This is a genomic window from Kiloniella spongiae, from assembly GCF_001026905.1.
Taxonomy (GTDB): Bacteria; Pseudomonadota; Alphaproteobacteria; order Kiloniellales; family Kiloniellaceae; genus Kiloniella; species Kiloniella spongiae.
In genome coordinates this window covers 54,714-79,619 of the sequence record NZ_LAQL01000018.1, presented here as the reverse complement: position 1 = coordinate 79,619, position 24,906 = coordinate 54,714, and the positions used below count along the sequence as shown (strand labels likewise).

At 48.1% G+C, this 24,906-nt stretch carries 22 protein-coding genes; 9 read left to right on the top strand and 13 right to left on the bottom strand.

From position 1 onward, the window contains the following. Nucleotides 1–89 precede the first annotated feature (89 nt). Nucleotides 90–1,445 (bottom strand): NAD(P)-dependent oxidoreductase, encoded by a 1,356-nt coding sequence (locus tag WH96_RS18975; protein ID WP_047765805.1) that lies wholly within the window; start codon nt 1,443–1,445, stop codon nt 90–92. Between the two features lie 271 nt (nt 1,446–1,716). Continuing rightward, nucleotides 1,717–2,181, bottom strand: a complete 465-nt coding sequence (locus tag WH96_RS18970) for an Lrp/AsnC family transcriptional regulator (protein ID WP_047765804.1) — start codon at nt 2,179–2,181, stop codon at nt 1,717–1,719. Between the two features lie 397 nt (nt 2,182–2,578). Between WH96_RS18970 and dgcN the strand changes: the two genes are divergently transcribed. From dgcN to alr, 4 genes are all read left to right on the top strand, one after another. Next, nucleotides 2,579–3,577, top strand: coding sequence for an N-acetyltransferase DgcN (dgcN, locus tag WH96_RS18965; protein WP_047765803.1), 999 nt, complete (start codon nt 2,579–2,581; stop codon nt 3,575–3,577). Beyond that, nucleotides 3,574–4,554, top strand: coding sequence for an N-acetyl-D-Glu racemase DgcA (dgcA, locus tag WH96_RS18960; protein ID WP_047765802.1), 981 nt, complete (start codon nt 3,574–3,576; stop codon nt 4,552–4,554). The genes dgcN and dgcA overlap by 4 nt, the downstream gene beginning before the upstream one ends. Before the next feature lie 58 nt (nt 4,555–4,612). After that, nucleotides 4,613–5,461, top strand: coding sequence for a D-amino-acid transaminase (locus tag WH96_RS18955; protein ID WP_047765801.1), 849 nt, complete (start codon nt 4,613–4,615; stop codon nt 5,459–5,461). Between the two features lie 179 nt (nt 5,462–5,640). Further along, nucleotides 5,641–6,762: an alanine racemase gene (alr, locus tag WH96_RS18950; RefSeq protein ID WP_047765800.1), complete on the top strand. Its 1,122-nt coding sequence runs from the start codon at nt 5,641–5,643 to the stop codon at nt 6,760–6,762. A gap of 41 nt (nt 6,763–6,803) precedes the next feature. Here alr and WH96_RS18945 read toward each other — a convergent pair whose 3' ends face one another. The 11 genes from WH96_RS18945 to WH96_RS18895 all read right to left on the bottom strand — a co-directional run bounded on the left by WH96_RS18945 (nt 6,804) and on the right by WH96_RS18895 (nt 18,386). Next, nucleotides 6,804–7,340: a hypothetical protein gene (locus WH96_RS18945; protein ID WP_047765799.1), complete on the bottom strand. Its 537-nt coding sequence runs from the start codon at nt 7,338–7,340 to the stop codon at nt 6,804–6,806. A 104-nt stretch (nt 7,341–7,444) separates the two neighbouring features. Continuing rightward, a complete protein-coding gene (locus WH96_RS18940; RefSeq protein ID WP_047765798.1) occupies nt 7,445–9,640 on the bottom strand; it encodes a malate synthase G in 2,196 nt (731 codons plus the stop codon). 85 nt (nt 9,641–9,725) lie between these two features. Beyond that, on the bottom strand, nt 9,726–10,244 hold the full coding sequence (locus tag WH96_RS18935; protein ID WP_047765797.1) for an ureidoglycolate lyase: 519 nt from the start codon (nt 10,242–10,244) through the stop codon (nt 9,726–9,728). Between the two features lie 16 nt (nt 10,245–10,260). Beyond that, nucleotides 10,261–11,262, bottom strand: coding sequence for an allantoicase (gene alc / locus WH96_RS18930; protein WP_047765796.1), 1,002 nt, complete (start codon nt 11,260–11,262; stop codon nt 10,261–10,263). 35 nt (nt 11,263–11,297) lie between these two features. Next, nucleotides 11,298–12,242, bottom strand: a complete 945-nt coding sequence (gene puuE, locus WH96_RS18925) for an allantoinase PuuE (protein ID WP_047765795.1) — start codon at nt 12,240–12,242, stop codon at nt 11,298–11,300. Next, nucleotides 12,239–12,754, bottom strand: coding sequence for a 2-oxo-4-hydroxy-4-carboxy-5-ureidoimidazoline decarboxylase (uraD, locus tag WH96_RS18920; RefSeq protein ID WP_047765794.1), 516 nt, complete (start codon nt 12,752–12,754; stop codon nt 12,239–12,241). The genes puuE and uraD overlap by 4 nt, the downstream gene beginning before the upstream one ends. Nucleotides 12,755–12,786: 32 nt before the next feature. Further along, the gene (locus WH96_RS18915) at nt 12,787–13,971 is read right to left on the bottom strand and encodes a urate hydroxylase PuuD (RefSeq protein ID WP_047765793.1); all 1,185 of its coding nucleotides are present in this window, start codon (nt 13,969–13,971) and stop codon (nt 12,787–12,789) included. 81 nt (nt 13,972–14,052) lie between these two features. Continuing rightward, on the bottom strand, nt 14,053–15,405 hold the full coding sequence (locus WH96_RS18910; protein ID WP_047765792.1) for an 8-oxoguanine deaminase: 1,353 nt from the start codon (nt 15,403–15,405) through the stop codon (nt 14,053–14,055). A gap of 22 nt (nt 15,406–15,427) precedes the next feature. Next, entirely contained in the window at nt 15,428–16,771 is a 1,344-nt protein-coding gene (locus tag WH96_RS18905; protein ID WP_047765791.1) for a uracil-xanthine permease family protein, read from the bottom strand. A gap of 231 nt (nt 16,772–17,002) precedes the next feature. After that, nucleotides 17,003–17,350: a hydroxyisourate hydrolase gene (uraH, locus tag WH96_RS18900; protein ID WP_047765790.1), complete on the bottom strand. Its 348-nt coding sequence runs from the start codon at nt 17,348–17,350 to the stop codon at nt 17,003–17,005. Between the two features lie 106 nt (nt 17,351–17,456). Next, nucleotides 17,457–18,386 (bottom strand): LysR family transcriptional regulator, encoded by a 930-nt coding sequence (locus tag WH96_RS18895; RefSeq protein WP_204248252.1) that lies wholly within the window; start codon nt 18,384–18,386, stop codon nt 17,457–17,459. A 161-nt stretch (nt 18,387–18,547) separates the two neighbouring features. Here WH96_RS18895 and WH96_RS18890 point away from each other — a divergent pair, with 161 nt between their 5' ends. The 5 genes from WH96_RS18890 (at nt 18,548) to xdhC (ending at nt 24,902) form a co-directional block, all read left to right on the top strand. Next, nucleotides 18,548–19,480: a LysR family transcriptional regulator gene (locus WH96_RS18890; RefSeq protein WP_047765789.1), complete on the top strand. Its 933-nt coding sequence runs from the start codon at nt 18,548–18,550 to the stop codon at nt 19,478–19,480. Nucleotides 19,481–19,694: 214 nt separating this feature from the next. Next, nucleotides 19,695–20,048 carry a hydroxyisourate hydrolase gene (gene uraH, locus WH96_RS18885; protein WP_047765788.1) on the top strand — a complete coding sequence of 118 codons (354 nt, stop codon included), beginning with the start codon at nt 19,695–19,697 and terminating at the stop codon, nt 20,046–20,048. A gap of 6 nt (nt 20,049–20,054) precedes the next feature. After that, nucleotides 20,055–21,548, top strand: a complete 1,494-nt coding sequence (gene xdhA / locus WH96_RS18880; protein WP_047765787.1) for a xanthine dehydrogenase small subunit — start codon at nt 20,055–20,057, stop codon at nt 21,546–21,548. A 4-nt stretch (nt 21,549–21,552) separates the two neighbouring features. Beyond that, entirely contained in the window at nt 21,553–23,889 is a 2,337-nt protein-coding gene (xdhB, locus tag WH96_RS18875) for a xanthine dehydrogenase molybdopterin binding subunit (RefSeq protein ID WP_047765786.1), read from the top strand. 2 nt (nt 23,890–23,891) lie between these two features. Next, nucleotides 23,892–24,902: a xanthine dehydrogenase accessory protein XdhC gene (gene xdhC, locus WH96_RS18870; protein WP_047765785.1), complete on the top strand. Its 1,011-nt coding sequence runs from the start codon at nt 23,892–23,894 to the stop codon at nt 24,900–24,902. The last annotated feature ends 4 nt before the right edge of the window (nt 24,903–24,906 follow it).

The window sequence follows — 24,906 nt, the reverse complement described above, 5'->3', positions numbered from 1 at the left end:
TCCTTAAATAAGGAGTGTCGTAAGAGCGGGAATATCCAAAAATCCATCATCAATATTCCCAAAGGGATAAGCAGTAGCGAGCGACTATGTTAAGCGCTCAGCACGTCATTGATTGCTTCTGCAGCAACCTTTCCGTCTTCTACTGCTGCGACGGTGAGATCTTCACCACCTGCAATACAATCCCCTCCGGCCCAGACATCACCCAGGCTTGTTCGGCGATTTTCATCCACCTTAATACGACCACTATCCAGTTCAATTGCTTCGGCAGATCCGTTCAAGGGGGCCGCGACAAAGTTCTGACCGATTGCCTTGAACACCATATCCGCATTCAGGGTCAGTGTTTCCCCTGTGCCAGACAACGAACCATTTTTGCTTTCTGTATATTCACATTCAATAGCCACAACCTTGCCATTTTCACCGATCAATTTATTCGGCTTAATCCAGTGACGGATCGTAACACCATTGGTCTGCGCCAGTTCCTGTTCGTATTCACTGGCATTCATCTGCTCCTTGCCGCGACGATAAAGAATTGTCACTTCTTCAGCGCCAAGCAGTTTGGTTTGAACAGCGGCATCAATGGCAGTCATCCCGCCACCAATAACAACAACTTTTCGGCCAACGGAAATTTTCGACAGATCCTTTGCCTGTCGAAGGTCAGCAATATAGGAAACGGCATCCACAACACCGTCAAGATCTTCACCTTCAGCACGTAGTGCATTAATACCGGCAAGCCCCATACCCAGGAAAACAGCATCAAAATTCTGTCTCAGGTCAGCCAGTGAAATCGTTTCGCCAAGTCGGTTACCGTTCTCAATTGTTATCCCGCCAATAGAGAGCAGGAATTCAACTTCCTTTTGCGCAAAATCATTAACAGATTTATAAGCAGCAATACCGTATTCGTTCAGGCCTCCAGCCTTTTCACGGGCATCGTAAACTACGACGTCATGTCCATGCATCGCTAAACGGTGTGCACAGGAAAGTCCCGCCGGACCGGCACCAACCACAGCAACACGCTTGCCTGTAAGTGCAGCCCGCGTGAAGACTTTATCACCATCTTCAAGAAGATGATCCGTCGCAAAACGTTGTAAGAGGCCAATCTTTACAGGCTTGCCTTCGGCTTCTTCACGAACACAAGCTTGCTCGCACAACGTTTCGGTAGGACAAACCCGGGCGCACATACCGCCCAGGATATTCTGTTCAAAAATCGTCTTGGCAGATCCTTTGGGGTTATCTGCTGCAATCTGGCGAATGAACATCGGAATATCGATCGATGTTGGACACGCGACTGTACACGGTGCATCATAACAAAAATAACAGCGGTCCGCTTCGACGAACGCTTCGTGTTTATTGAGTGGCGGATGGATATCGCTAAAGTTCTTGCTGTAGTCTTCATCTTCAAGACGGCTAGACTGGATATCGGGCCGACTACCGGCGTTGGTACTCATCCAAAATCTCCCTGACGTATATATAATTATTATACTTTTGACGTTAGATCCGCCCTCTTTTGGGGTGGTATCTATCCCTGTTTGATATAATTCTAAGGTGAAATAACCGCGCTAGTCAATTTTTTTTATCATTTGATAAATTTTTTATTATACAACATATCAAAAACTTATAATTAACCGTCATATATTCAGCTATTTAGGCGTATTTTATTACATTCAAAGCACCCACAAATAACGCAAGAAAGTAAGAGCACAAAACTATGCCGGAGAATTACAGGTTCTCGCCAACCGGATATCCTCGCCATGGACGTACGGTACGCAAGGTAAAGTTGGATTGCATATGTGCCACCCCCGGTAACCGGGACAAGGCCGATCTGTGTATACGTTCATAGTCGGCAACATTCTTGGCGACAATCCTCAAGAGATAATCCGCCTGCCCTGCCATAAAATAACATTCCGATATTTCAGGTGTTGCCTTTACGGCTGTCTCAAATTTATCAAAAGCCTCTTCACTTTGGGATGTCAGCGTTATTTCCATAAAGATCTCTATAGAATAACCCAAGGCCTTGGGATCGAGCCTCGCGACATACCCCGCAATCTGCCCCCCAGATTCCAGAATTTTTACCCGACGATGACACGCAGAAGGGGAAAGCCCAATCTTATCCGCCAAGGTGGCGATTGGTATTCTACAATCCTTCTGTATAGCTGTAAGAATTTTCGCATCAATCTTGTCCATCGAATATTTTCCTGCATTTTAAATCATTATTAAAATTATATTCCAAAATTAAAATGACATGTACTAAAATTTAGGAAACATTTCGAGTTAAATTTTGTCATAATATTCGCAAAATTGACCGATTCCAGTAATACAAACTGTTATGACAGTCGTTATCCAATACGACGTCTGCCGTAATACATTGGTTGAAGGTTCGAAAAAGAAGTCTATTCTGTCTTTGAATGAATTCTCGTCCAAGGTTAGGATTGTTGATCCAGATGAGGGATTACGATCCAGATGCTTGGGGATATTCAGAACAATCGCAAAAGAGTAGCTTCCAGCAACCGCTCAAGGTCATAACCGCGGGCACAAGAACAAAACCTTGCATCAAAAATGATGCATTGAGGGAGTAACAAGTATGAGCATTAAAACACCTTATCTTCTCTTTCTCGGCAATGCTGCTGATCCCCTTGCTGCAAAAGTCGCCCAGGGCATTAAAGACTGGCGTCCGGAAAACTGTGTCGGACAACTTCGTCTTGATGGCTGTAACGCTGATCTGGGGCTAACCGACATGACGCCTGCCGAAGCAATTGCCAACGGTGCTAAAAGCATGGTTGTCGGTGTTGCCAACCGCGGCGGTGTTATTGATGCAACTTGGGTAAAGGCCTTGATCGAAGCGATGGAAGCGGGCCTAGATCTGGCTGCAGGTCTTCACAACAAACTCGCAGATGTTCCTGAACTCGCAGAAGCCGCAAAACGCCTAGGTCGCGAAATTCATGACGTACGTCACCCTTCGCGCAGCTATCCAGTCGCAGCAGGAACAAAACGTTCAGGCAAGCGCTTGCTAGCCGTGGGAACAGATTGTTCTTGCGGTAAAATGTATTCCACACTCGCCATTGAAAAAGAACTGCGCGCCCGTGGCGTTAAGGCTGATTTCCGCGCCACAGGCCAGACAGGCATTCTGATCACAGGTGACGGTGTTTCCGTTGATGCAGTGGCTGCTGATTTTATCTCCGGTTCAGTTGAAACACACGCACCAGCCAATGATGACGATCACTGGGATATTATCGAAGGTCAGGGTTCTTTGTTCCACGCGTCCTTTGCTGGCGTGACACTCGGCCTGATCCATGGGTCACAGCCGGACGCACTTGTGCTTTGCCACGAACCGACACGCACACACATGCGCGGCCTGCCCGACTTTGGCCTGCCATCAATCAAAGAATGTATGGAAGCAAATCTGGCTGCGGCAAAGCTGACCAACAAAAATGCGAAGTTTGTTGGTATTGCGATTAACACGTCAAAGCTGAGCGACGAGGAAGCCAAAGCCTATCTAGCAAAAACAGAAGAAGAGTTCGGCCTGCCGACTGTTGACCCCGTCCGCACTGGCGTTGCCGCCATCGTGGATAACCTGTCATGAGCCGCAAGGTAACAATTTCTTCTACACCTTGGCCGATCCGCGGGTCTTTTACTATTTCCCGCGGGTCCAAGACCGAAGCTGTCGTTCTCAACGTTTATATCGAAGAAGACGGCATAAGAGCACAGGGCGAATGCGTTCCCTACCCTCGCTATGGTGAGTCCGTGGAATCTGTCACAGCACAGATCAATGAAATCCTACCAGCCCTTGAAGGCGGCATGACACGGGCAGAGCTACAATCAGCAATGCCCGCAGGTGCCGGGCGCTTTGCCGTTGATGCTGCGCTTTGGGATCTGGAAGCCAAGAAGACAGGCAAACGAGCGTGGGAAATCGCTGGTATTCCTATGGAACCAGCGACCACGGTTTATACCCTATCCCTGTCTGATCCGGAAACCATGGAACAAGACGCCAAAGACAATCAGGACAAACCCCTTCTAAAGCTCAAACTGGGCGGCGAAGGTGATCTGGCCCGTGTTGCCGCTGTGCGCAAGGGCCATCCATCTGCCCGTATCGTAGTTGATGCCAACGAAGCCTGGACCAGAGACGTATACGAAGCAATCGTGCCTGAACTGGTTAAGTTGGGCGTTGAAATGATCGAACAGCCCTTCCCTGCGGATGATGATGATCTGCTCAAGGAACTGAATCGTCCGATTACAATTTGCGCCGATGAATCCTGTCACGACCGTGCATCTTTGCCCAAGCTTGTTGGCAAGTACGACATGATCAACATCAAGCTGGATAAAACCGGTGGCCTGACCGAAGCCCTTGCCATGAAACTCGAAGCCGAAAAGCTGGGTTTTGAGATCATGACGGGCTGCATGCTGGGGTCTTCCCTTGCCATGGCTCCGGCAATGGTCGTTGCCCAGGGCAGCAAGGTTGTTGATCTTGATGCACCGTTGCTGTTGGCAGAAGATTGTGAACCCGGTCTGGTTTTCACCGGTGTTGAAATTGCCCCGCCTGAAAAAGCACTCTGGGGTTAAGGCCCTCTGGGATTAAAGCCTATAAGGCTGCCCTTAAAAAGTTTTAGGAACAAAAAATATGAGCAGAACAGTTTATGTAAACGGGTCTTACCTGCCCGAAGAAGATGCCAAGATTTCCGTCTTTGATCGCGGATTTCTTTTTGCCGATGGTGTTTATGAAGTTTCAACTGTGTTGGAAGGTCGCCTGATCGACAATCAGGCACATCTTATCCGCCTTCAGCGTTCACTGGATGAGCTGCAGATGGCCAGCCCGGTTTCCATGGATGAAATCGTGACCATTCAAAACGAGTTGATCAAGCAAAATGGCCTAAAAGAAGGTGGTCTCTATCTGCAAATCACCCGTGGTGCCGCAGATCGTGAATTTGGCTTTCCCAAGGACGCAACACCTTCATTGGTGATGTTCACACAGGAGAAGAACCTGCTAAACAGCCCCACTGCTGAACGCGGCCTTGCCGTGATCTCTGTCGAAGATATCAGATGGCAACGTCGGGATATCAAAACCGTTGGTCTTCTGGCTCCGGCCCTTGCCAAGCAAGCCGCCGTTGTGGCGGGGGCAGACGATGCATGGATGCACGAAGATGGCTTTGTGACCGAAGGCAGCTCCAACAACGCCTATATCATCACCAAGGAAGGCAAGATCATTACCCGTCATCTCGGGAATGAAATTCTGCACGGCATTACCCGTCGTGCCGTTCTGGCCCTTGCCAACGAAGCCGATATGGAAGTGGAAGAACGCCCCTTTACACTGGATGAAGTGCGCAATGCTGCCGAGGCCTTTGTAACCTCTGCCACCACCTTTGTCACAGCTGTCGTTTCCCTCGACGGTGAAAAAATTGGAGATGGCACCCCCGGTGCCCTGACCAAACGGTTGCGTAAGTTCTATATCGAGCAAGCCCTCGCAAGTTAAGTCTGATAAACCAGTGTTAAATTATAGGGGCTGCTCTTAAATACGGCAGCCCTTATAATCTTCTCAATTCGCTTTTCCTCCAGACGCAAAGAGTGAAGTGTAGAGACCTCTACATGAACGATGAACCAACGACGAGGATAAGTTAAGTGGGAAGATTACTCCCAAACAAGGCCAGCAGTATGACCAAGGGTCCCCATCCATTTTCAGGCACCAGCCCACAGTTAACCGTTGATCTCGGGGCTGTGGTATCAAACTTTAGAACTCTGCGCGATGTTGCACAGCCGAGCGGTAGCACCTGTGCCGGGGTTCTCAAGGCCAATTCCTATGGTATGGGGTTTGAACGTGTGGCCGAAGCGCTTTGGGACGAAAACTGCAACACCTTCTTTGTTGCGCTGGTCGGCGAAGGGGTAAAGCTCCGCGCCCTGTTCCCCAAGGCGACAATATATGTGTTGTCCCCCTATCTCAATTTTGATGCCGCGTTACTGCGAGAACATCACCTGATCCCGTGCCTCTATGATCTCGACGGCATTGACCTCTGGATTGCAGCCAACGACACGACAGCCCCTGCCGCGCTACATTTCGAAACCGGGATTAATCGCCTCGGACTATCGCCGCAGGATCTTGAGCACCTTCTGGGCAACAGATCCCGGCTCAACAAACTAGATCTCAAGCTGGTCATGAGCCACCTCTCCAGCGCGGATGAACAGCAATCAATCCATAACGCACAACAGCTGGAAGCATTCAAATGCATTCGTGCCGAATTCCCGGACACGCCAGCCAGCCTTGCCAACACCGCCGGGATCTTCCTTGGCCCGGACTATCACTTTGATCTCGTGCGTCCCGGCATTGGCCTCTATGGGCATGACCCGCACTATTACGAAAATCAGGGATCGCGCCTCAAACCCGTCGCGACCTTTGCCGCGCCCTTGGCACAGGTCAAAGATCTCAAAGCAGGTGAAGCCGTGGGCTATGGCGCAACGGAACTGGACCGGGACAGCACCATCGGCGTGATCCTCTGCGGCTATGCGGATGGCGTCATGCGCGCGCTGTTCAAACCCGATAGCAAAGAAGGCCACCAAGTCAGCATCAACGGCTACAAAGCGCCAATTCTGGGCCGCGTGTCCATGGACATGATCACCATTGATCTGACAGCCGTTCCCAAAGAAGCCCGCACAATCGGCTCCATGGTCGAAATATTCGGTAACCACAGCCCCGTCGAAAACGCCGCTGCTATGGCCGGAACATCTGCCTATGAGCTATTCACACGCGTGAGTGGTCGGGCAGTGCGGAAGTATGTTTAAGATTAAACAATGGTTTCTATTGGGCAATCACGTCGGATAAGTTAAAGCTGACCATTTTTAATTTTCCTAGCATCAGACATCCACCATTCGCACATATCCCAATGATTAAGTTTTGTTGATTCATTACCCATACTTTTTCGTATTTCAACTAAAAATTCCCCAAGAAGTTTTAACAAAGGAACAAAATCTGTCTCTTCGTTTTCCTGAATATTATATATATGCTGCATCAAGTTATTATATGATAGAACCACAGCATCATTAGCCATTAATGCTAACTTAAAACCATAACGTCTATACTCTAGAGACAGCATATTATTTGTCGCAATTTCTTCTTTATTTTTCCCTTTATTCTTCTTATCTGATCGCCAAGCTGTTTCAGGCATAAGTAAAATTATGAAAGGGTCTAAAATTTGATTATAAATATCAATACGATCATCCCTTAATTTATTTTCTAATTCAACTTTCCGCTCTATATCTTTTTTTGCTTTCCAGCCAATGGATGAAAGAAACAGCACTAAAATTGGCGTAGCAACACTACCAATAGCTGTTAACACTTCAATCCATGAATTATCTTCCATATTATTCACCGCTCTAATATTTTAAAACTAAACATAAAAAAAACGAGTGAAATACTTATCACTCGCTCAATCATCATTCCACTAATAGGTGTATTTTAAAATATTTAGTTTTTAAACTCCAACCGTTTAGTGTGGAGAATGGGTTCGGTATAGCCGGATGGTTGCACAGCGCCTTTCAAGACCAGATCACAGGCGGCTTGAAAAGATATGGAGCTTGAGAAATCATCAGCCATTGGCTTGTAGGCCGGGTCATCTGCATTCTGCCCGTCGACGACGCTTGCCATGCGTTTCATGGTTTCCATGACTTGGGCTTCGGTGCAGATGCCGTGATGGAGCCAGTTGGCGATGTGTTGGGAGGAAATGCGCAGGGTTGCGCGGTCTTCCATCAGGCCGACGTTGTTGATGTCAGGAACTTTGGAACAGCCGACGCCGTGATCGACCCAGCGAACAACATATCCGAGGATGCCCTGGGCGTTATTATCCAGTTCGTGTTGCACATCGTCCGGTGACCAATTGGTGTCTCTGGCAACGGGGACAGAGATCAAATCGTTCAGGGATGCACGTTCTCTTTCCGCCAGTTCTTTTTGACGGTCAAAGACATTGATCGCGTGATAGTGGGTTGCGTGTAGCGTTGCTGCTGTGGGCGAAGGCACCCAAGCAGTATTCGCGCCCGCTTGCGGGTGGCCGGACTTTTGGTCCAGCATATTGGCCATCAGATCCGGCATGGCCCACATACCTTTGCCAATTTGCGCGCGGCCACTGAGGCCACAGGCAAGGCCGATATCCACATTCCAGTCTTCATAAGCCTTGATCCACGTGGCGTTTTTCATATCGCCTTTGCGGATCATGGGGCCTGCTTCCATGGCTGTGTGGATCTCATCGCCTGTGCGATCAAGGAAGCCAGTGTTGATAAAGAAAACTCGGTGTTTTGCGGCGCGGATTGCTTCTTTTAAATTCAACGTGGTTCGGCGTTCTTCATCCATAATACCTATTTTAAGGGTATGACGTTTCAACCCCAAAAGATCTTCGACCCTTGTGAAGATCTTGTCAGCAAAAGCCACTTCGTCAGGCCCGTGCATTTTCGGCTTTACGATATAAACAGAGCCTGTCCGGCTATTCCGTATGGCCGCATCAGTCCCGGATACTGTCTGAGGAGAAGATTTGAGCAGATCATGTTTGGCAATCACCGCCGTGATCATCGCATCCATCAGACCTTCGGGAACTTCACGGGCGTCATCCCCCACCAGAATTGCCGGATTGGTCATAAGATGACCGACATTGCGGACCAGCATCAGGCTCCGCCCCTGCAAGGTCAGGCTTTCACCCGTATCTGTTTGATAAATTCGATCATCTTTCAACCGACGGGTAATGGTCTTGCCACCCTTTTGCAGATCCGTGGACAGGTCGCCGCGCATCAAGCCAAGCCAGTTACGATAGACGGCTACCTTTTCCTCGGCATCAACCGCAGCGACAGAATCTTCGCAGTCCATAATGGTTGAAAGCGCGGCCTCGACAATAACGTCGGCAACACCCGCCGGATCGGTCTTACCGATGGGATGATTACGGTCAACAGAGATTTCCAGATGCAGCCCATTATGACGGATCAAAAGACCAAAGGCGTTATTGAGATCACCGCTATAGCCTCTGTATTCAGCCGTCTCAGAAAGGTTAGCTCGTTGACCGTTTTCCAGCGTCGCAACCAACGTGTCGTCGTCAACCTGATAACACACAACATCTTTGTGAGAGCCACCGTTCAATGGCGCGGCCTGATCCAGAAAATCCTTGGCCCAATCAATAACCTTTTGCCCCCGAACAGGGTTAAACCCAGCTTGCTTTTCTGCCCCATCCGTTTCCGGGATTGCATCAGTACCATAGAGCGCATCGTAAAGGCTGCCCCAACGCGCATTGGCTGCATTGAGGGCATAACGGGCATTCATCACAGGCACCACAAGCTGTGGTCCGGCGACAGAGGTTATTTCCTCGTCCACATCAGACGTTTCAATGCTGAAGTCTGCGCCCTCAGGCACCAAATAGCCGATTTTCTCCAGAAAGGATTTATAAGTCGCATGGTCTGTAATGGGACCGGGGTGGGTTCGGTGCCAGTCATTCAGCTGGCTTTGCAGCTCTGTTCGCCGGGCAAGCAACTTTGCATTTTCCGGCATAAGATCCAGCAGAAGATCATTCATGCCTGCCCAGAAATCATCAGGGTTAACACCTGTTCCTGGCAGGGCGTCGTTATTTACAAAGTTATGTAACGTTTTATCAATTTGCAGCGCGCCGACCTTAATGCGATCAGTCATTGTTATCTATTCCAGTCTAATGATTAAAAATGGTGAGCAACTAGTTCTACTAAACCCATCATATTGTAACTTTACAAAGAGGCTATTAAGGAATTTTCAGAATAGCTCCTGTTCCCTCGAACCAGTGTTCTTCCAGATTGGCAGCGCCCTCATCTGCCGGACCTTTACGATCTACGATCAGGAAATCCTGTGTCGGTTCCAACACCAACAAGGGATGATGCCAGACATTCTTCGCGTATTGAACACCTTGGCTCCCCGAAGCAATAAAGGCACGACAACCCGCAGGCGTTGGCACCTCGTCCTCGCACACCACGATCAACCATAATGCAGGCTGCATGGGGACAAAGGCCTGTGATCCCAAAGGATGACGTTCCATCATGGCAATGGTTATCGGCAAAGGCCTTGGCGTTCCGCGAAAGATGGAGAGGATAGCTTCACCCTCTTCATCACTAACATCGGCCTGTGCCAGATCATGAAAACGACGAGTGGTTCCCTCGTTAATCAGGTAGCTCTTGTCATGATCCGCTTTGATAACCTGACCAAAGGGCGCAAAGGCTCCTTTGGTCAAGGGTTCAGGACGAATCTCTATCAGATCCAAAGTCATTCAATTATCCACGCTGTTACTTAGCCAATCTGCCGAAAATACGTAATCGGGAAATCCCGCCGTCCGGGAAGATATTCAGGCGGACATGGGTAATCGGCTTTGAAACGCTAAAGTGTTCGCTATCAAAGATGTGAATGTTATCGGCCTGTAGCTTTTGTTGCGGTAACAGTTCATCCCAGAACATGGACTGCGTGATGATGGACGCATCTGTACCTTCACTGACGTGTGCAGCACAGATCGAACAACTATCAGGGAAGTTCCCCTTGAAGTGCGCGGTATCCACTTCAATTTTGTCAACTGTACCCGCGTGCCCCAAAGCAACGACGATCCAGTCATTACCGGGTTCACGACGACGACGAGTTTCCCAGCCATCTTCCATATCAACGCCGCGTCCGGCGGTTAACAATGACCAGACATTGCCATAGTGCGCGTCGTTATAGCCCACAACACGGCCACCATTGATCAGAGCAGAGAGTTCATGAATGCCTGTGGCATCGCGACCATCCCAATCACAAAAAGGTTCACCATAAACACGTAACCGAGCAACGCCGCCATCGGGATAAATATGCAACCGCAACCAGTTATAAGGCGTTTCGTCTTCGACCTTTACAAAATGATGCGCAGAGGCCCCCAGCGATGTCGCGGGAACAATTTCAACCCACTCGGTGTTTTCATCAGGCTCATCGATAGAGACACAAGCTTCGATTGAAGCGGCCGGCGGGTAATTTCCCGTAAAGTGAGACGTATCAATATCAACCCCACGGATGGTGCCTTTGGCCCCTAACCGGATCAGACAATGATCATGTCCTCCACCCCGGCGGCGGCGGCTTTCCCACCCATCCATCCACTTGCCGTGGTCATCAAATTTTCCTTCAATAAACACCGCGTCACTATCAGCAATCATGCGTTCTTTGGCCGCAAAGAATTCATCCGTTGCTGAAACCACCTGTGTGCCAAATTTTGGCGAGGCAAGGTTTACATATTTAGCGGCGTATTTTTCCAGTTCAGAATTACTCATTTATTTCTATTCCTCATATCCCATTAGGGACATTATCAAGATCCCGTAACGGGATGATTTTTAATCCAGTGGTTGGCGATATCAATACGGCGCGCGCACCAGACATGATCGTGTGATTGAATGTAATCGACAAACTTCTTCAGCCCGGCAAATCGCCCCGGACGTCCGATCAAACGACAATGCAATCCAACCGACATCATTTTGGGTTCTTCCGCCCCCTCTTCGTAAAGCGTGTCAAAAGCATCTTTGAGGTAGGTGAAAAAGTGATCCCCGGTATTGAAACCCTGTGCAGAGGCAAAACGCATATCATTACTATCCAGTGTATAGGGAACCACCAGATGCGGCTTATCTACCACCCGCGACCAGAAAGGCAGATCATCAGAATAATCATCGGCATCGTAGATAAAACCACCCTCTTCTGCGACCAACTCACGGGTGTTTTCAGATGTTCGTCCCGTGTACCAGCCCAACGGACGCTCGCCCGTAATGCTCTTTTGAATCTCAATCGCCTTTTGCATATGTTCGCGCTCTTCTTCGCGCGACATACCATGATAGTTGATCCAGCGATAGCCATGGCTACAGATTTCATGGCCATCTTTCATCGCCGCTTCAATTACCGCTGGGTGGCGTTCCATGGCCATAGCAACAGCAAAGAGCGTGATTGGAATATTGCGTTCCCTGAACAGTTTTAGAATACGCCACACACCGGCACGGGAACCATATTCATAGATTGATTCCATGGACATATGTCGCGCGCCCTCAAAAGCAGCCGCCCCGATAATTTCGGACAGAAAAGTTTCCGACGCAGGATCACCATGTAACACACAGTTTTCACCACCCTCTTCGTAATTAAGGACAAACTGCACCGCCACGCGTGCTTTACCCGGCCAAATAACAGTTGGTCTGTCGTTACCATAGCCAACGAGATCTCTGGGATAGTTCTTTAGATCGTCGTTAGGGGAATAATCAGAACTGCTCATCCTACTCTGTCCTCTAGCCGAAAGCGTATAATACGCGCAATCTGTTGCAAGGCGGTTTCAAACTCTTTGGCCTGATCATTTTCCAGACGCTCAACAAAAGCATCCAGTATCATAAACTTGGTTGCCCCTTTCACCGCAAATATGAAAGGAAAACCAAATCGATCAAGGTACCGTTTGTTTAAATCAGTAAAGCGTTTGAATTCATCCTGGCTTAATTGGTCAAGCCCAACACCTGCCTGCTCATTTTTGGAATCTTCCGTAAGCTCCCCCGATAAAGCAGCTTTCCCGGCCAGATCGGGATGTGCACGGATTAACGCCAATTGCGTTTCTTCATTAACTGCTTGCATAACCTCGGCAAAACAGGTGATCATTTCGTCCCGGCTTTGGAAAGGACGGTGGCGACCCGCCCCCTCCGCAACCCAGGGAGAATGCTCGGCAATATCACCAAAAGCTTCAACAAAGTCTTGGTATGGCATAGCATTGACGGTTTCCAGTGAATAGCTATTTGTCATTTAACGTTCTCATACATCTAGATGTCCAGCTTTCACTCTTTGTTTTGAGCAATCCAGGCCCCAAGTGTGGTACGTTCAGCCTCTGTCATGCCTGTCTCATTCCCCAGCGGCATGGCATCGCTGTCCACAGACTGTGCCTTTATGCGATCAAGATAGCGTTTCATATCAGCAACGGTTTCAAGCTCGATACCCTGAGGTGCCTCATCAACCATGTCACTGGTTGGTTGAGCCGCATGGCAACTGGTGCAGTGTTTTTCCATCAACCCAAGCGCAATTGTATCAGCAACCTTGTCACTTCCATAATCCCGCTCTACTGGTGCAGTCATAATCATGGCAATGATCACCCCGACACCTGCAACAGGCAAGGTCCAGGCAAACTGTTTGAAAGTATCCCCGGCCTCGTGGCGATTGAGCAGATGGCGGACAGCGCCGCCGATAATCAGGATAAGGGCAACCAGTAACCAGCTGTGCGGATGCCCCGTCAGCATTGGATAGTGATTACTAACCATCATTAACAGCACTGGCAGTGTAAGGTAGTTATTATGCACAGATCGCTGTTTGCCCATGATACCAAAACGGGCTTCGGGTTCTTCCCCGCGCATCAAGGCTGCGGCAACTTTCTTTTGATTGGGAATGATAATTCCGAATACATTCACCGCCATGATCGTACCGACAAAGGCACCAACATGAATTAACGCCCCGCGACCAGAGAAAACATAACTAAAGAGAATGCTCGCCGCCATAATCAGGACGAAGAGGCAAATAGCCAAGACGCCTGTATTTTTCCCGAGGGGAGAACGACAAATGCCATCATAGATCAACCAACCGCCGATCAGGCTGGCAACCGAAATTGAAATCGCCTGCCACGGTTCCAATGCCATGACATTCGGGTCAATCAGATAAGCCGAAGCATTGTAATAGTATTGAACGACCAAAAGGGCAAAGCCAGTCACCCATGTCAGATAGGCTTCCCATTTGAACCATACCAGGTCATCCGGCAATTTTTTGGGCGCAACGAGGTATTTTTCGACATTATAAAAGCCACCGCCGTGCACCTGCCACGCAGATCCATAAACATCCTTGTCCAAGCCTTCACGCTTGCGAAGAGAGAGATCCAAGCCAATGAAATAAAAGGATGTACCGATCCAGCCAACACCTGCGATCAAGTGAGCCCAGCGAAAAAGCAGGTTCAGCCAATCTGCTGCAAATGATTCCATGAGTGTTCATCCTTCCTGATCGTATTTTCACGCGAGATACCGCGTGTGTATCATTCGTTAGTACGTAATCTATTGCGCGTTCTAGTGCGCTTTATTCGCAAGATCGACGGCAATATTTCTGTGTTTTTGTAAAAGAGGCTGCATATCAAGTCGGGTGATTTTACCCTCGTTGACGAGTAACTCACCGCCAACAACCGTATAGTTTGCATTTGCAGGCGTGCAGAGCATCAAGCCAGCGACCGGGTCCAGTTCAGCACCGGAATGATAAAGCGGATCTAACTTGAAAGCTGCAAAATCAGCCTGATACCCCGGAGCCAGAATACCGACATCGTTCCGGTTAAGGACACGCGCGCCACCAACTGTCGCAACTTCAATTGCTTCGCGAATTTTCATGCCGCGCGCACCGTGTTTAACACGTTGCAACAGCATTGCCTGTCTTGCCTCGGCCAAAAGGTGTCCGCTGTCGTTTGATGCAGATCCATCGACACCAAGGCCGACTTTCACCCCGGCGTCATACATTTCCCGAACAGGAGCAATGCCAGACCCCAAGCGCATGTTCGAGCAAGGGCAATGGGCAACACCTGTTCCGCTTTGGGCGAACAGAGAGATCTCATCCGGGTTCAACTGCACACAATGTGCATGCCAGACGTCATCGCCAATCCATCCTAATTCCTGTGCATATTCACCGGGCGTCAGACCAAACTTTTCCTTACTGAAGGCAATATCTTCGACATTTTCAGCCAAATGTGTGTGAAGCCCAACACCCATGGAACGGGCAAGCACTGCTGATTCCCGCATCAAATCCTGAGAAACAGAAAACGGTGAACAAGGGGCCAACGCGATACGAAGACGCGACCCTTCAGACGCATCGTGGTATGTTTCAATAAGACGCTGACTGTCTTTTAAGATTGCGATTTCATTTTCTACGAGGCTATCGGGCGGTAAGCCACCGTCACTTTCCCCGACAGACATCGATCCACGTGTCGCATGGAAACGGATACCCATTTCCATTGCTCCCTCGATAGAATCATCCAGACGGCTGCCATTGGGGAAAAGATAGAGATGATCGCTGGTCGTCGTGCAACCGGATAACAAAAGTTCCGCAATGCCCACTTGAGCCGACACCTTGATGGCCTCTGGCGTCAAATGCGACCAGACAGGATAGAGAGACTGTAACCAAGGGAAAAGCGGCTCATCCTGCGCAAATGTTCTGGTCAGGGATTGATAAAGATGATGGTGCGTATTCACCAGTCCGGGAAGAACGATATGACCACTCAAATCAAGAACAGTGTCAGCTTCGTGGGGTAGTTCGTCAGCAGGACCCACAGCTTTAATAACACCATCCACTGCGAAGAGAGCACCGTCTTTTAACTCTCTGTGGTTCTCGTCCATCGTCACAAGAACCCGCGCATTTTTGATCAACAGAGTTTTCATATCGTTCTATTCGTCCAGTGCTCTATGCTTCGTCAGAAGCGTCTTTTGGAATAATCAAGTTCAGAATGATTGCCAGGAACGCAGCAGGAACCAAACCGGATGTTAACAGTATTTTAGCCGTAGCAGGCATTGCAGCCACAGCTTCAGGTACAGATTTAAGCCCCAAACCAATCCCCAAAGAAACCGCAATAATCACCATGTCACGACGAGATAAAGCCGTCATAGACAATAGCTTGAGTCCTGCCCCGGCAATCATGCCGAACATAATAATAGAAGCACCACCAAGAACAGCATTCGGCATCACCGAAATCACGGCACCAATTTTTGGAAACAGACCTGCGACAATCAGAAAAATTGCCCCACATGTTACCACATGCCGGCTCATGACACCCGTTAAAGCAACCAAACCGACGTTTTGACTATAGGATGTGTTCGGCATTGCCCCGAAAAGCGCCCCGACAGCAGTTCCCAAGCCGTCAGCCATTGTTCCGCCAGCAAGCTCTTTATCTGTTGCTTCCCGACCTGCGCCACCTGTTGTGATCCCGGAAATGTCACCGACGGTTTCAATGGCACTGACCACAGAAACCAACAGCATTCCCAGAACTGCCGCCGTATTGATTTCAAACCCATATTGCAGCAACGAAGGAACAGAGAACCAACCCGCAGAAGCAACACGACCAAAATCAACCAGTCCCATCGGAATAGCGACAAGATACCCAACGATCAAACCGATAAGAACGGCCGAAGCTGAGAGAAAACCCTTGGTCATAAACTTCACGCTCAGCGTCACTACAATAACCAGTGTCGCAAGAAAGATATGATGCCAAGCCCCAAAATCAGGCACCTTACCTGCACCGCCCGCGGCGTATTTAATACCTACGGGAATGAGGGCCAAACCGATTGAAAGCACCACGATACCGGTCACCAACGGCGGTAAAATACCGCGAATGCGGCCAATAAAAATCCCAAGAAAAAAGTGAAACACACCGCCAATAGCAGCTGAGGCAAAAAGCGCTCCGAGCCCTGCGGTTTTCACAATAGGAATCATAATCGGGATAAAGGCGAAACTTGTGCCCTGAACAATCGGAAGGCGCGCGCCAATAGGACCGATACCAATGGTTTGCATAAGCGTCGCAATTCCAGCCACAAACATTGCCGTCTGGATGAGAAATATTTTATCACCACCGGATAATCCGGCAACACCAGCAATAATAATCGGCACAGTAACGTTACCAGCAAACATTGCCAGAACATGTTGCAAGCCAAGTGGTACAGCTTCTTTTAAAGGCGGACAATAATCCGGGTCTTTCAGGGTCCCCGCATCTACGGATCCCTCACTGCCTTTAGAATGGGTTACTTCAGTCATATCAAGGTTTCCCCCTGTTGGTTAAACCAGCCGGATATTATTTTTATAGCCGTTTAACTTAACTCTTTCTCATCGTTCGTGTAGGTTATCTACACTTCTCTATTCACGCCTTGAGCAAAAATTAAGTTAGCCAACTATTTTATCCCGGCTTTTTTTATGGGATGTAACGCTTTGATATTTTAAACAGTAAAAGCAACACCCCGGTGACTATCGTAAAAGTCGGCCTTTAAGCTAACTCCCGCGATAGGTTGAATAGCCATAAGGCGATAGCAACAGGGGAACGTGATAATGCTGGTCTGCTTCAGCAATACCGAAACGGATGACAATCACATCAAGAAAAGCCGGATCAGGAAGATCCAAACCTTTACTTGTCAGATAGTCACCAGCATGAAAGTGGAGTTCATAACTACCTTTGGAGAATTCGTTTTCTCCAAGTATGGGACCATCAACACGCCCATCTTCATTGGTAATTACATCCTTCAATGGGACCGTTTCGCCAACTCGGAAAAGCTTTATACGTAATCCCGAAGCCGCGATGCCAGATGCTGTATCCAGTACATGCGTTGTTAAATATCCCATATTACCTCACCCTGAAGAGCTTTTTCATTATTATGTGAGGCAGTATGTCGCAGTATGTATGAACGCAAAAGAAGTCTTTTTAGATCACATTGATGCTATTACGAGATCAATTAAATGAAATATAGTCGCGTAATGCTTTCTCTGCATGTTTGGCAAAGATAGAAGGCGCAAGGGAAAGTTGACGCGTAGAGTTGGTTAAAACCACTAATCGGTCACAGGGAATATCTTTATCAGTGAGTTCGATATGCGCCAATAAACCTGCTTTTCTTTCTGCTTCAATCCCAAGCACTGTTTGAAAGGTTACGTAATCAGATTTTCGTGCCATGGAGCGCATAAATCGCAGTGAATTAGCTTTGATAAAAGATTTCGGTTTTGATTTTAACTTACTCAGTGGCACATCAATAATCCGTGCCAAAGAAAGGTTTCCGGCCGGCAAAGCCAAAGGGTATTTCAAACAATCTTGAAACGTGCACTTATCCTTTTTGGCAAGAGGATGTTTGGGCGCGACAACAGCCCCGACCTTAAGTTCCCAACTCACCATGTCACGCAGAGTATCATGATCAGGGGGATTAAAAGTAAAACCAATATGCGCCGCCGCCGAAGAAATCATGCGGCTTACTTTTTCCGAACTCGTTATCGTGACTTCCAAGGTAATGCCGGGATAACTTTCATGAAAACTCTGCGTCAAATCCGGCAAGACAGCATCCGCGACTGATTCAACCGATGCAATCCTGACAATACCTTGCTTAATCCCTCTCAAATCATCTAGTTGCTCATTCACAGCTTCAAAGTCAGACAAGACAGTTCGTGCATGCTGAAGCAATAGCTCTCCAGCTTCTGAAATACGCAATCCTCGGCCGACACGTTCAAAAACCTGAACACCAAACTCTTCTTCAAGGCTGAGAATTTGCCTGTTCACCGCTGACGAGGCTATGTTTAGCTGCCGTGCTGCTTCACGAATGGAACCATATTCCGCAACCGCCACAAAATACCGCAAGGCGGGAGAATACAATGTATGAGCACGCTCAATTTTCAATGACTATTTCCTTCATTTTATAAAGAGCCTCCAAACATTTAGTGGGCAATATCAGACAATCAGTTTGAAAAGATCATCTTTTCTTATAGCCTAAGATAAGATGATCACAATAAGAACCATCAAAGAATGAAATTTCATAATGAAAACTGTCGGATCGTTTCATGCGCATAGATAACGCTTTTGTCTCTACGGCCTTTCGTTACTTCGCTGCCACAGCTGAAGCCGGCTCTATCCGTGCAGCAGCGAGAGAACTCAACATTGCTTCATCTGCAGTCAATAGACAGATATTGATGCTGGAAGAAGCACTCGGAATGCCGCTTTTTGAAAGAACGGGTCGGGCAATGGTTCTCACCGAAGCCGGACAGGTTCTTCTCAATCAAACAAGAGTATCATTGCGGGATTATGAAGACGCACTTGGCGTCATTGACGAACTGCGCGGGCTGCAACGGGGGCGCGTCAGAATTGCAACGGCTGAATCTGTTTCCGTTAATCTACTCCCCAAAATACTGGCTGACTTTTCAGAACGGTACCCATCCATAGAAACTTTTCTGACCGTTACTGTCGCCGATGCGGTTACAGAAATGGTGCATTCTCGCGACGCGGACTTAGGTTTCACTTATAACCCTTCCACCCTTGATGGCCTTGAAATTGGTTTTGAAAAAAGTATCGAAGTTGGTGCCATAGCGTCTTCAGACCATCCCCTAAGCAAACAACAACATGTCAGCCTCGCCGATTGCTTTGAATACCCCTATGCTTATCCTGCTCAGGGACTCAGCCTTCGTCTAGCCCTTGATGCAGCAACGGAGAGTATCAACAGCCCAAATCATAAAAAAAAGAAACCAATTCTGGAAGCAAACTCATTAAGAGTAATGGCAGCCATGGCACAGGAAGGACGTTGTATCACCTTTCAAACCCGTGTGGGAATTGAACATCACCTCAAATCCGGTGCTCTTACATTCCTACCCCTCACAGATACGAACCTGCCCAAGGATCGCCTGATGCTCATCAGGCAGTCGAGCAGAACCCCATCCCCGGCGACACAGATGTTTGAAAAATTTGCGGTTGATTATTTAGAACGACATCCGATCAAATGATGCTTTTTTTAGACCTCAGGTATCTAAACATTGTTCTTTTTAGATCACAAAAATACTGTCATACTGTTTATCAATAATAAAAAGCGTTAGCAGTACTCGTTAACATTGTTACTGATTAACATTGTTACTGGGGCGAAACGCGATATTCACATAAAGTTATATACTGTACTTTGTATATCATGACTTTACATATCATTCTGGGGAGTAAAGTCGCATGGGGCGACTGACAACACATGTATTGGATACCGCCCGCGGTACACCAGCCAAAGACTTGACCATTGAGCTTTGGAAGCACGAGGGTGAGAACTGTAATTTTGTAAAACACGTTCAAACCAACGAGGATGGTCGTGCAAACAGCCCTCTGTTAGACGACACAGAATTTGCAATCGGCCAGTACGAACTAAAATTTATGGCTGGTGATTACCTCAAATCACAAAACCATGATCTCCCGGACCCTTTATTCCTTGATATCATTCCGATCCGTTTCGGGATTGCTGATAAAGAAGCCCATTACCATGTCCCCCTTCTTCTTTCGCCTTATGGCTATTCAACCTATCGCGGGAGCTAAAAGATAATGCGGCAAAGTGTTAAATTCCTTCGCGACGGTGAACTGGTCGAACTTGATAATGTCGATCCCAATGAAACCTTGCTTGATTATTTGCGATTGAGAGAGAGATCATGCGGCACGAAAGAAGGATGCGGTGAAGGTGATTGCGGGGCCTGTAGTGTGGCTATTGGTTCGCTTAAAGATGGGAAACTGGAATACCAAGCTGTTAACAGCTGCATTCAACTACTGGGCATGATGGACGGGAAAGAGGTCATTACGGTTGATGACCTCTCTAAAAATTCTCAGGCCAAAGGATCTCAGGAACTCCACCCGGTTCAAGATGCCATGTTGCGCCACCACGGTTCTCAATGCGGGTTCTGTACACCGGGCATTGTGATGTCGCTCTTTACACTTTACCACGCAGAAACCAAAGCAGACAGAAACACAATCAACGATCAGCTCGCCGGAAACCTCTGTCGTTGCACGGGCTATCGTCCAATTATTGATGCCGCATTGGAAAGCTGTACAGGAAAAGCAGAAGATCGCTTTAGTCAAGACGCTCAGACAAGAACAAGCAAACTCAATGATCTGGATGATAAAGAAGATCTGTTTATTGGGAATGAAGCAAAGTTCTTTGCTGCACCGGCATCAACAGAAGCACTTGCTTCTCTCTACGAAAAGCATCCAGATGCAGTGATAGTAGCTGGCGCAACCGATGTGGGTCTCTGGATCACGAAACAACTAAGAGATCTTCCCAAGGTCATTCATATCGGACGCGTTACAGAATTACAAAAAATTGACCACAGCAACGATGAAATTATCATTGGTGCTGGTGTCACTTATGCCGATGCAAAGGAAATACTTGCCACCATCGATCCAGATGTTGCCGAGATTATCCGCAGGATCGGATCAACACAGGTTCGCGCATCTGGCACCATTGGTGGCAACATTGCCAACGGGTCGCCCATCGGGGATAGCCCACCTTTACTTATCGCCCTGAATGCAAAGCTGTCCTTGCAAAAAGGAGTACATTCCAGAGAAATGGATCTCGAAGACTTCTTCATCGACTATGGAAAACAGGATCGAAAAGCAGGTGAATTTGTCAGTAAAATCCGCGTACCAAAGTTAGCTAAAAATGAAATCTTTCGTAGCTACAAAATAAGCAAACGCTTTGATCAGGATATCTCTGCCCTGTTGGCTGCTTTCCGGCTGACCATTGATAATGGAAAAGTTACACAAGCCCGCATCGCTTATGGCGGTATGGCTGGCATCCCCAAACGTGCAGAACACACAGAAAAGGTACTCGTTGGCATTGATTTGAATGCATCCCAAACATGGGAGAAAGCTGCCAAGGCGTTGGAACAAGATTTTACCCCTCTCTCTGACATGCGTGCCTCTGCTGGTTATAGAATAGAGGTTGCAAAAGGCCTTTTGATTAAAGCCCTTCATGAAGTCTCGAACGAGAAAGCTGATCAACAGGGCAATCAAACAAGAGTTATTGGTGTAAGGGAGGCTGTGTAATAAAATGCTTCACAAGTCACCTGTCACAAACGTCTCAACAGCTACTGTCGGTAAAAACAACAAACATGACAGTGCGGAACGTCATATCAAAGGCACCGCACTCTATATCGACGACATTCGTGAACCACAGGGGACGCTTCATCTTGCCCCAGGCTATGCCCAAGCCTCTTGCGGGAAAATCAAAAGCCTTGATTTAAGTGCCGTAAAATCTGCCCCCGGAGTTGTTGCCGTTTTAACTGCCAAAGACATTCCCGGGGTTAATGACTGTAGCCCCGCAATGGGCGATGATATGATCCTTGCTGATGGGCACATTCTCTTTCATGGACAGGTTATCTTTGTCGTCGCAGCAACGAGCCATCTGGAGGCGAGAAAAGCCGCCAGACTGGCCAAGATCGAAATCGAAGAAACCGTACCAATGGTCACTGTGGAAGATGGTCTAGAAAAAGACGCATCTGTACTGCCACCATACGAGTTTTTACGCGGTTCTCCGGATGAAGTGATCAAATCATCCCCCAACCAGATTGCAGATAGTTTTCATATTGGGGGACAGGAACACTTTTATCTCGAGGGCCAAATCGCCATGGCCATTCCCGGGGATGATGGGGAGATACTGGTTCATTCATCAACCCAACACCCGACAGAAATTCAACACACCGTTGCCAAAATGCTTGGCGTTCAGGATGCTGCCGTTGTTTGTGAATGTCGCCGTATGGGTGGCGCCTTTGGTGGCAAGGAATCACAGGCTGCACAATGGGCTACATTATCTGCCCTCGCAGCCCATGTCACCGGACGCCCGGCAAAGATGCGTCTGGATCGTGATGACGATATGATTATGACAGGAAAACGCCATGATCAGGCCTGTCACTGGCAAGCCGGATATGATGATCAGGGCAAGCTCACAGCGGTAAATGTAGAGTTCAATTCCCGCTGTGGCTGTTCCGCAGATCTTTCGCTTGGCGTTAACGATCGCACCATGTTTCATGCGGATAATTCCTATTACTATCCGCAAGCGCGTATCCTATCCCGTCGTGTAATGACCAATACCGTTTCCAACACCGCCTTTCGCGGATTTGGTGGTCCGCAAGGTATGGTCTTTTCTGAACGTATGATGGACACCATTGCCATTAAACTTGGTATGGACCCGCTTGACGTGCGGAAGATCAACTTCTATGGCGATGAAGATCGTAATATCACACCATTTGGCATGAAGGTTCAGGATAACATCCTTGATGAGCTTGTTTCTGAGTTGGAAAACACCAGTGATTATCGTAATCGTCGCAAAGAAATAAACGCCTTTAACAAAAAAAGCCCCTTCCTTAAAAAAGGCCTCGCGCTTAATCCGGTAAAATTCGGAATATCCTTTACCCTTAAGCACCTAAATCAGGCCGGCGCCCTTGTCCACGTTTATACTGATGGATCTGTACAGGTTAATCACGGCGGCACCGAAATGGGGCAAGGTCTTTACACCAAAGTTGCACAGGTTGTTGCCGAAGAATTTGGTATTGATCTAGAGCATGTTCGAATAACGGCGACCAAAACGGATAAAGTTCCCAATACAGCCCCCACAGCGGCGTCATCAGGGTCTGATATGAATGGGATGGCGGCCAAACATGCTGCTGAAACCATCAAAGATCGGCTGATCGAACTCGCGAGCAAGCTTTATCAAGTAGAGAAAACCGCCGTCCGTTTTGCCAACAACAAAGTACAAGTTGGAGATAAGGAGATTGCCTTTGCCGAACTGACACAACAGGCTTTTCTAGAACGTGTATCCCTTTCGTCCACCGGCTACTACGCAACACCACATATTACCTGGGACAGAGACACCAAAGATGGTCGCCCGTTTCTCTATTTTGCCTATGGCGCTTGTTGTGCAGAAGTTACCATTGATACCCTGACAGGCGAAATGAAAGTCAACCGGATCGATATCCTGCACGACGTAGGAAAATCATTGAACCCAGCCATTGACATCGGACAGATCGAAGGCGGCTTTGTTCAGGGTATGGGCTGGTTGATCACCGAGGAACTGGTCTATGATGATCAGGGACGTCTTCGGACCCATGCGCCCTCTACTTATAAAATTCCGACGGCTTCCGATGTACCTGAAGATTTTCGTGTAAGCTTATGGAATTCAAGTGGAAACAGAGAGGACACAATTTATAGATCAAAAGCCGTTGGTGAACCCCCGGTCATGTTAGCTACGGCTGTTTTCTCGGCCGTAACCAATGCCATAGCCTCGATTTCCCCCGGACAAGTCCCACAAATAAACACACCAGCCACCCCAGAGAATATTCTTCGTTCTGTTCAAGATATGAAGAAACGAGACAGAAAGGCTGGAGCATAATCATGAAAGTCTGGTCACTCATTGCAAAACATCTGGAAGACGCGGGTTGTTGCGCCATGGTGACCATGACAGAAGTCTTGGGCTCTGCCCCGCGAGAAGCCGGAACGCGCATGGTTATTCGCCCAGATGGTGGTTTTCACGGAACAATTGGTGGCGGTACACTCGAATGGCATGTTCAGGCAGAAGCGCAGAAACTCATGCGCAACCAAAAGGCATTGTTAAGCTTCAGTCAACATGCTCTCGGTCCGGAACTCGGTCAGTGCTGTGGCGGCGCGGTCAAATTACTCATCGAAGTCTTTACGAAAGAACAATTACACGAAGTTAAAGAACTGGCAGCCCAAGAAGGAAAGGGCCCCTTTTCGATACTAGGTCATTTTACTTCTGATCGTGTTATCCGTGAAGTTACCAATGAGACACACCAGAAGCTGGGCTTTGATGTCAACGGTAATCTTCTGGAAAGCTTCAGCGAAAAGAAACGTCAGGTTTATCTCTATGGTGCAGGGCACATTGGCCGCGCGCTGATGCTCAATATGGCTGCGCTGCCTTTTGATCTTATCTGGATTGATTCCCGTCACAATGCTCTGCCATCAGTTACCCCCGGCAATGTCGAAAAAATCTACACACCGACCCCCGTAAAAACACTAGCAAAAGCTCCGGATGGTGCTTTTATCGTGATTATGACCCACAGCCATTCGCTTGATCTCGATTTAGTCAATGCCGCCCTGACGGCCGAACGCTTTTCCTATGTCGGTGTTATTGGGTCAGATACAAAAAAAGCGCGCTTTAAAAGCCGCTTGAAATCATTTGGAATGGAAAGGACAAACATAGAGAAACTGATCTGTCCTATTGGGATTGACGGTATAAAGTCCAAACATCCGGCGGCGATCGCCGCATCTGTGACAGCAGAATTACTTATAAAAGACGAGGAAGTGTCCAAACTTGAAGCAGATTTGGATTCCGATCATATGACAGACTTGAATAGAGTTGAAAAAACCGCAAAGTTTGTCCAATAAGACA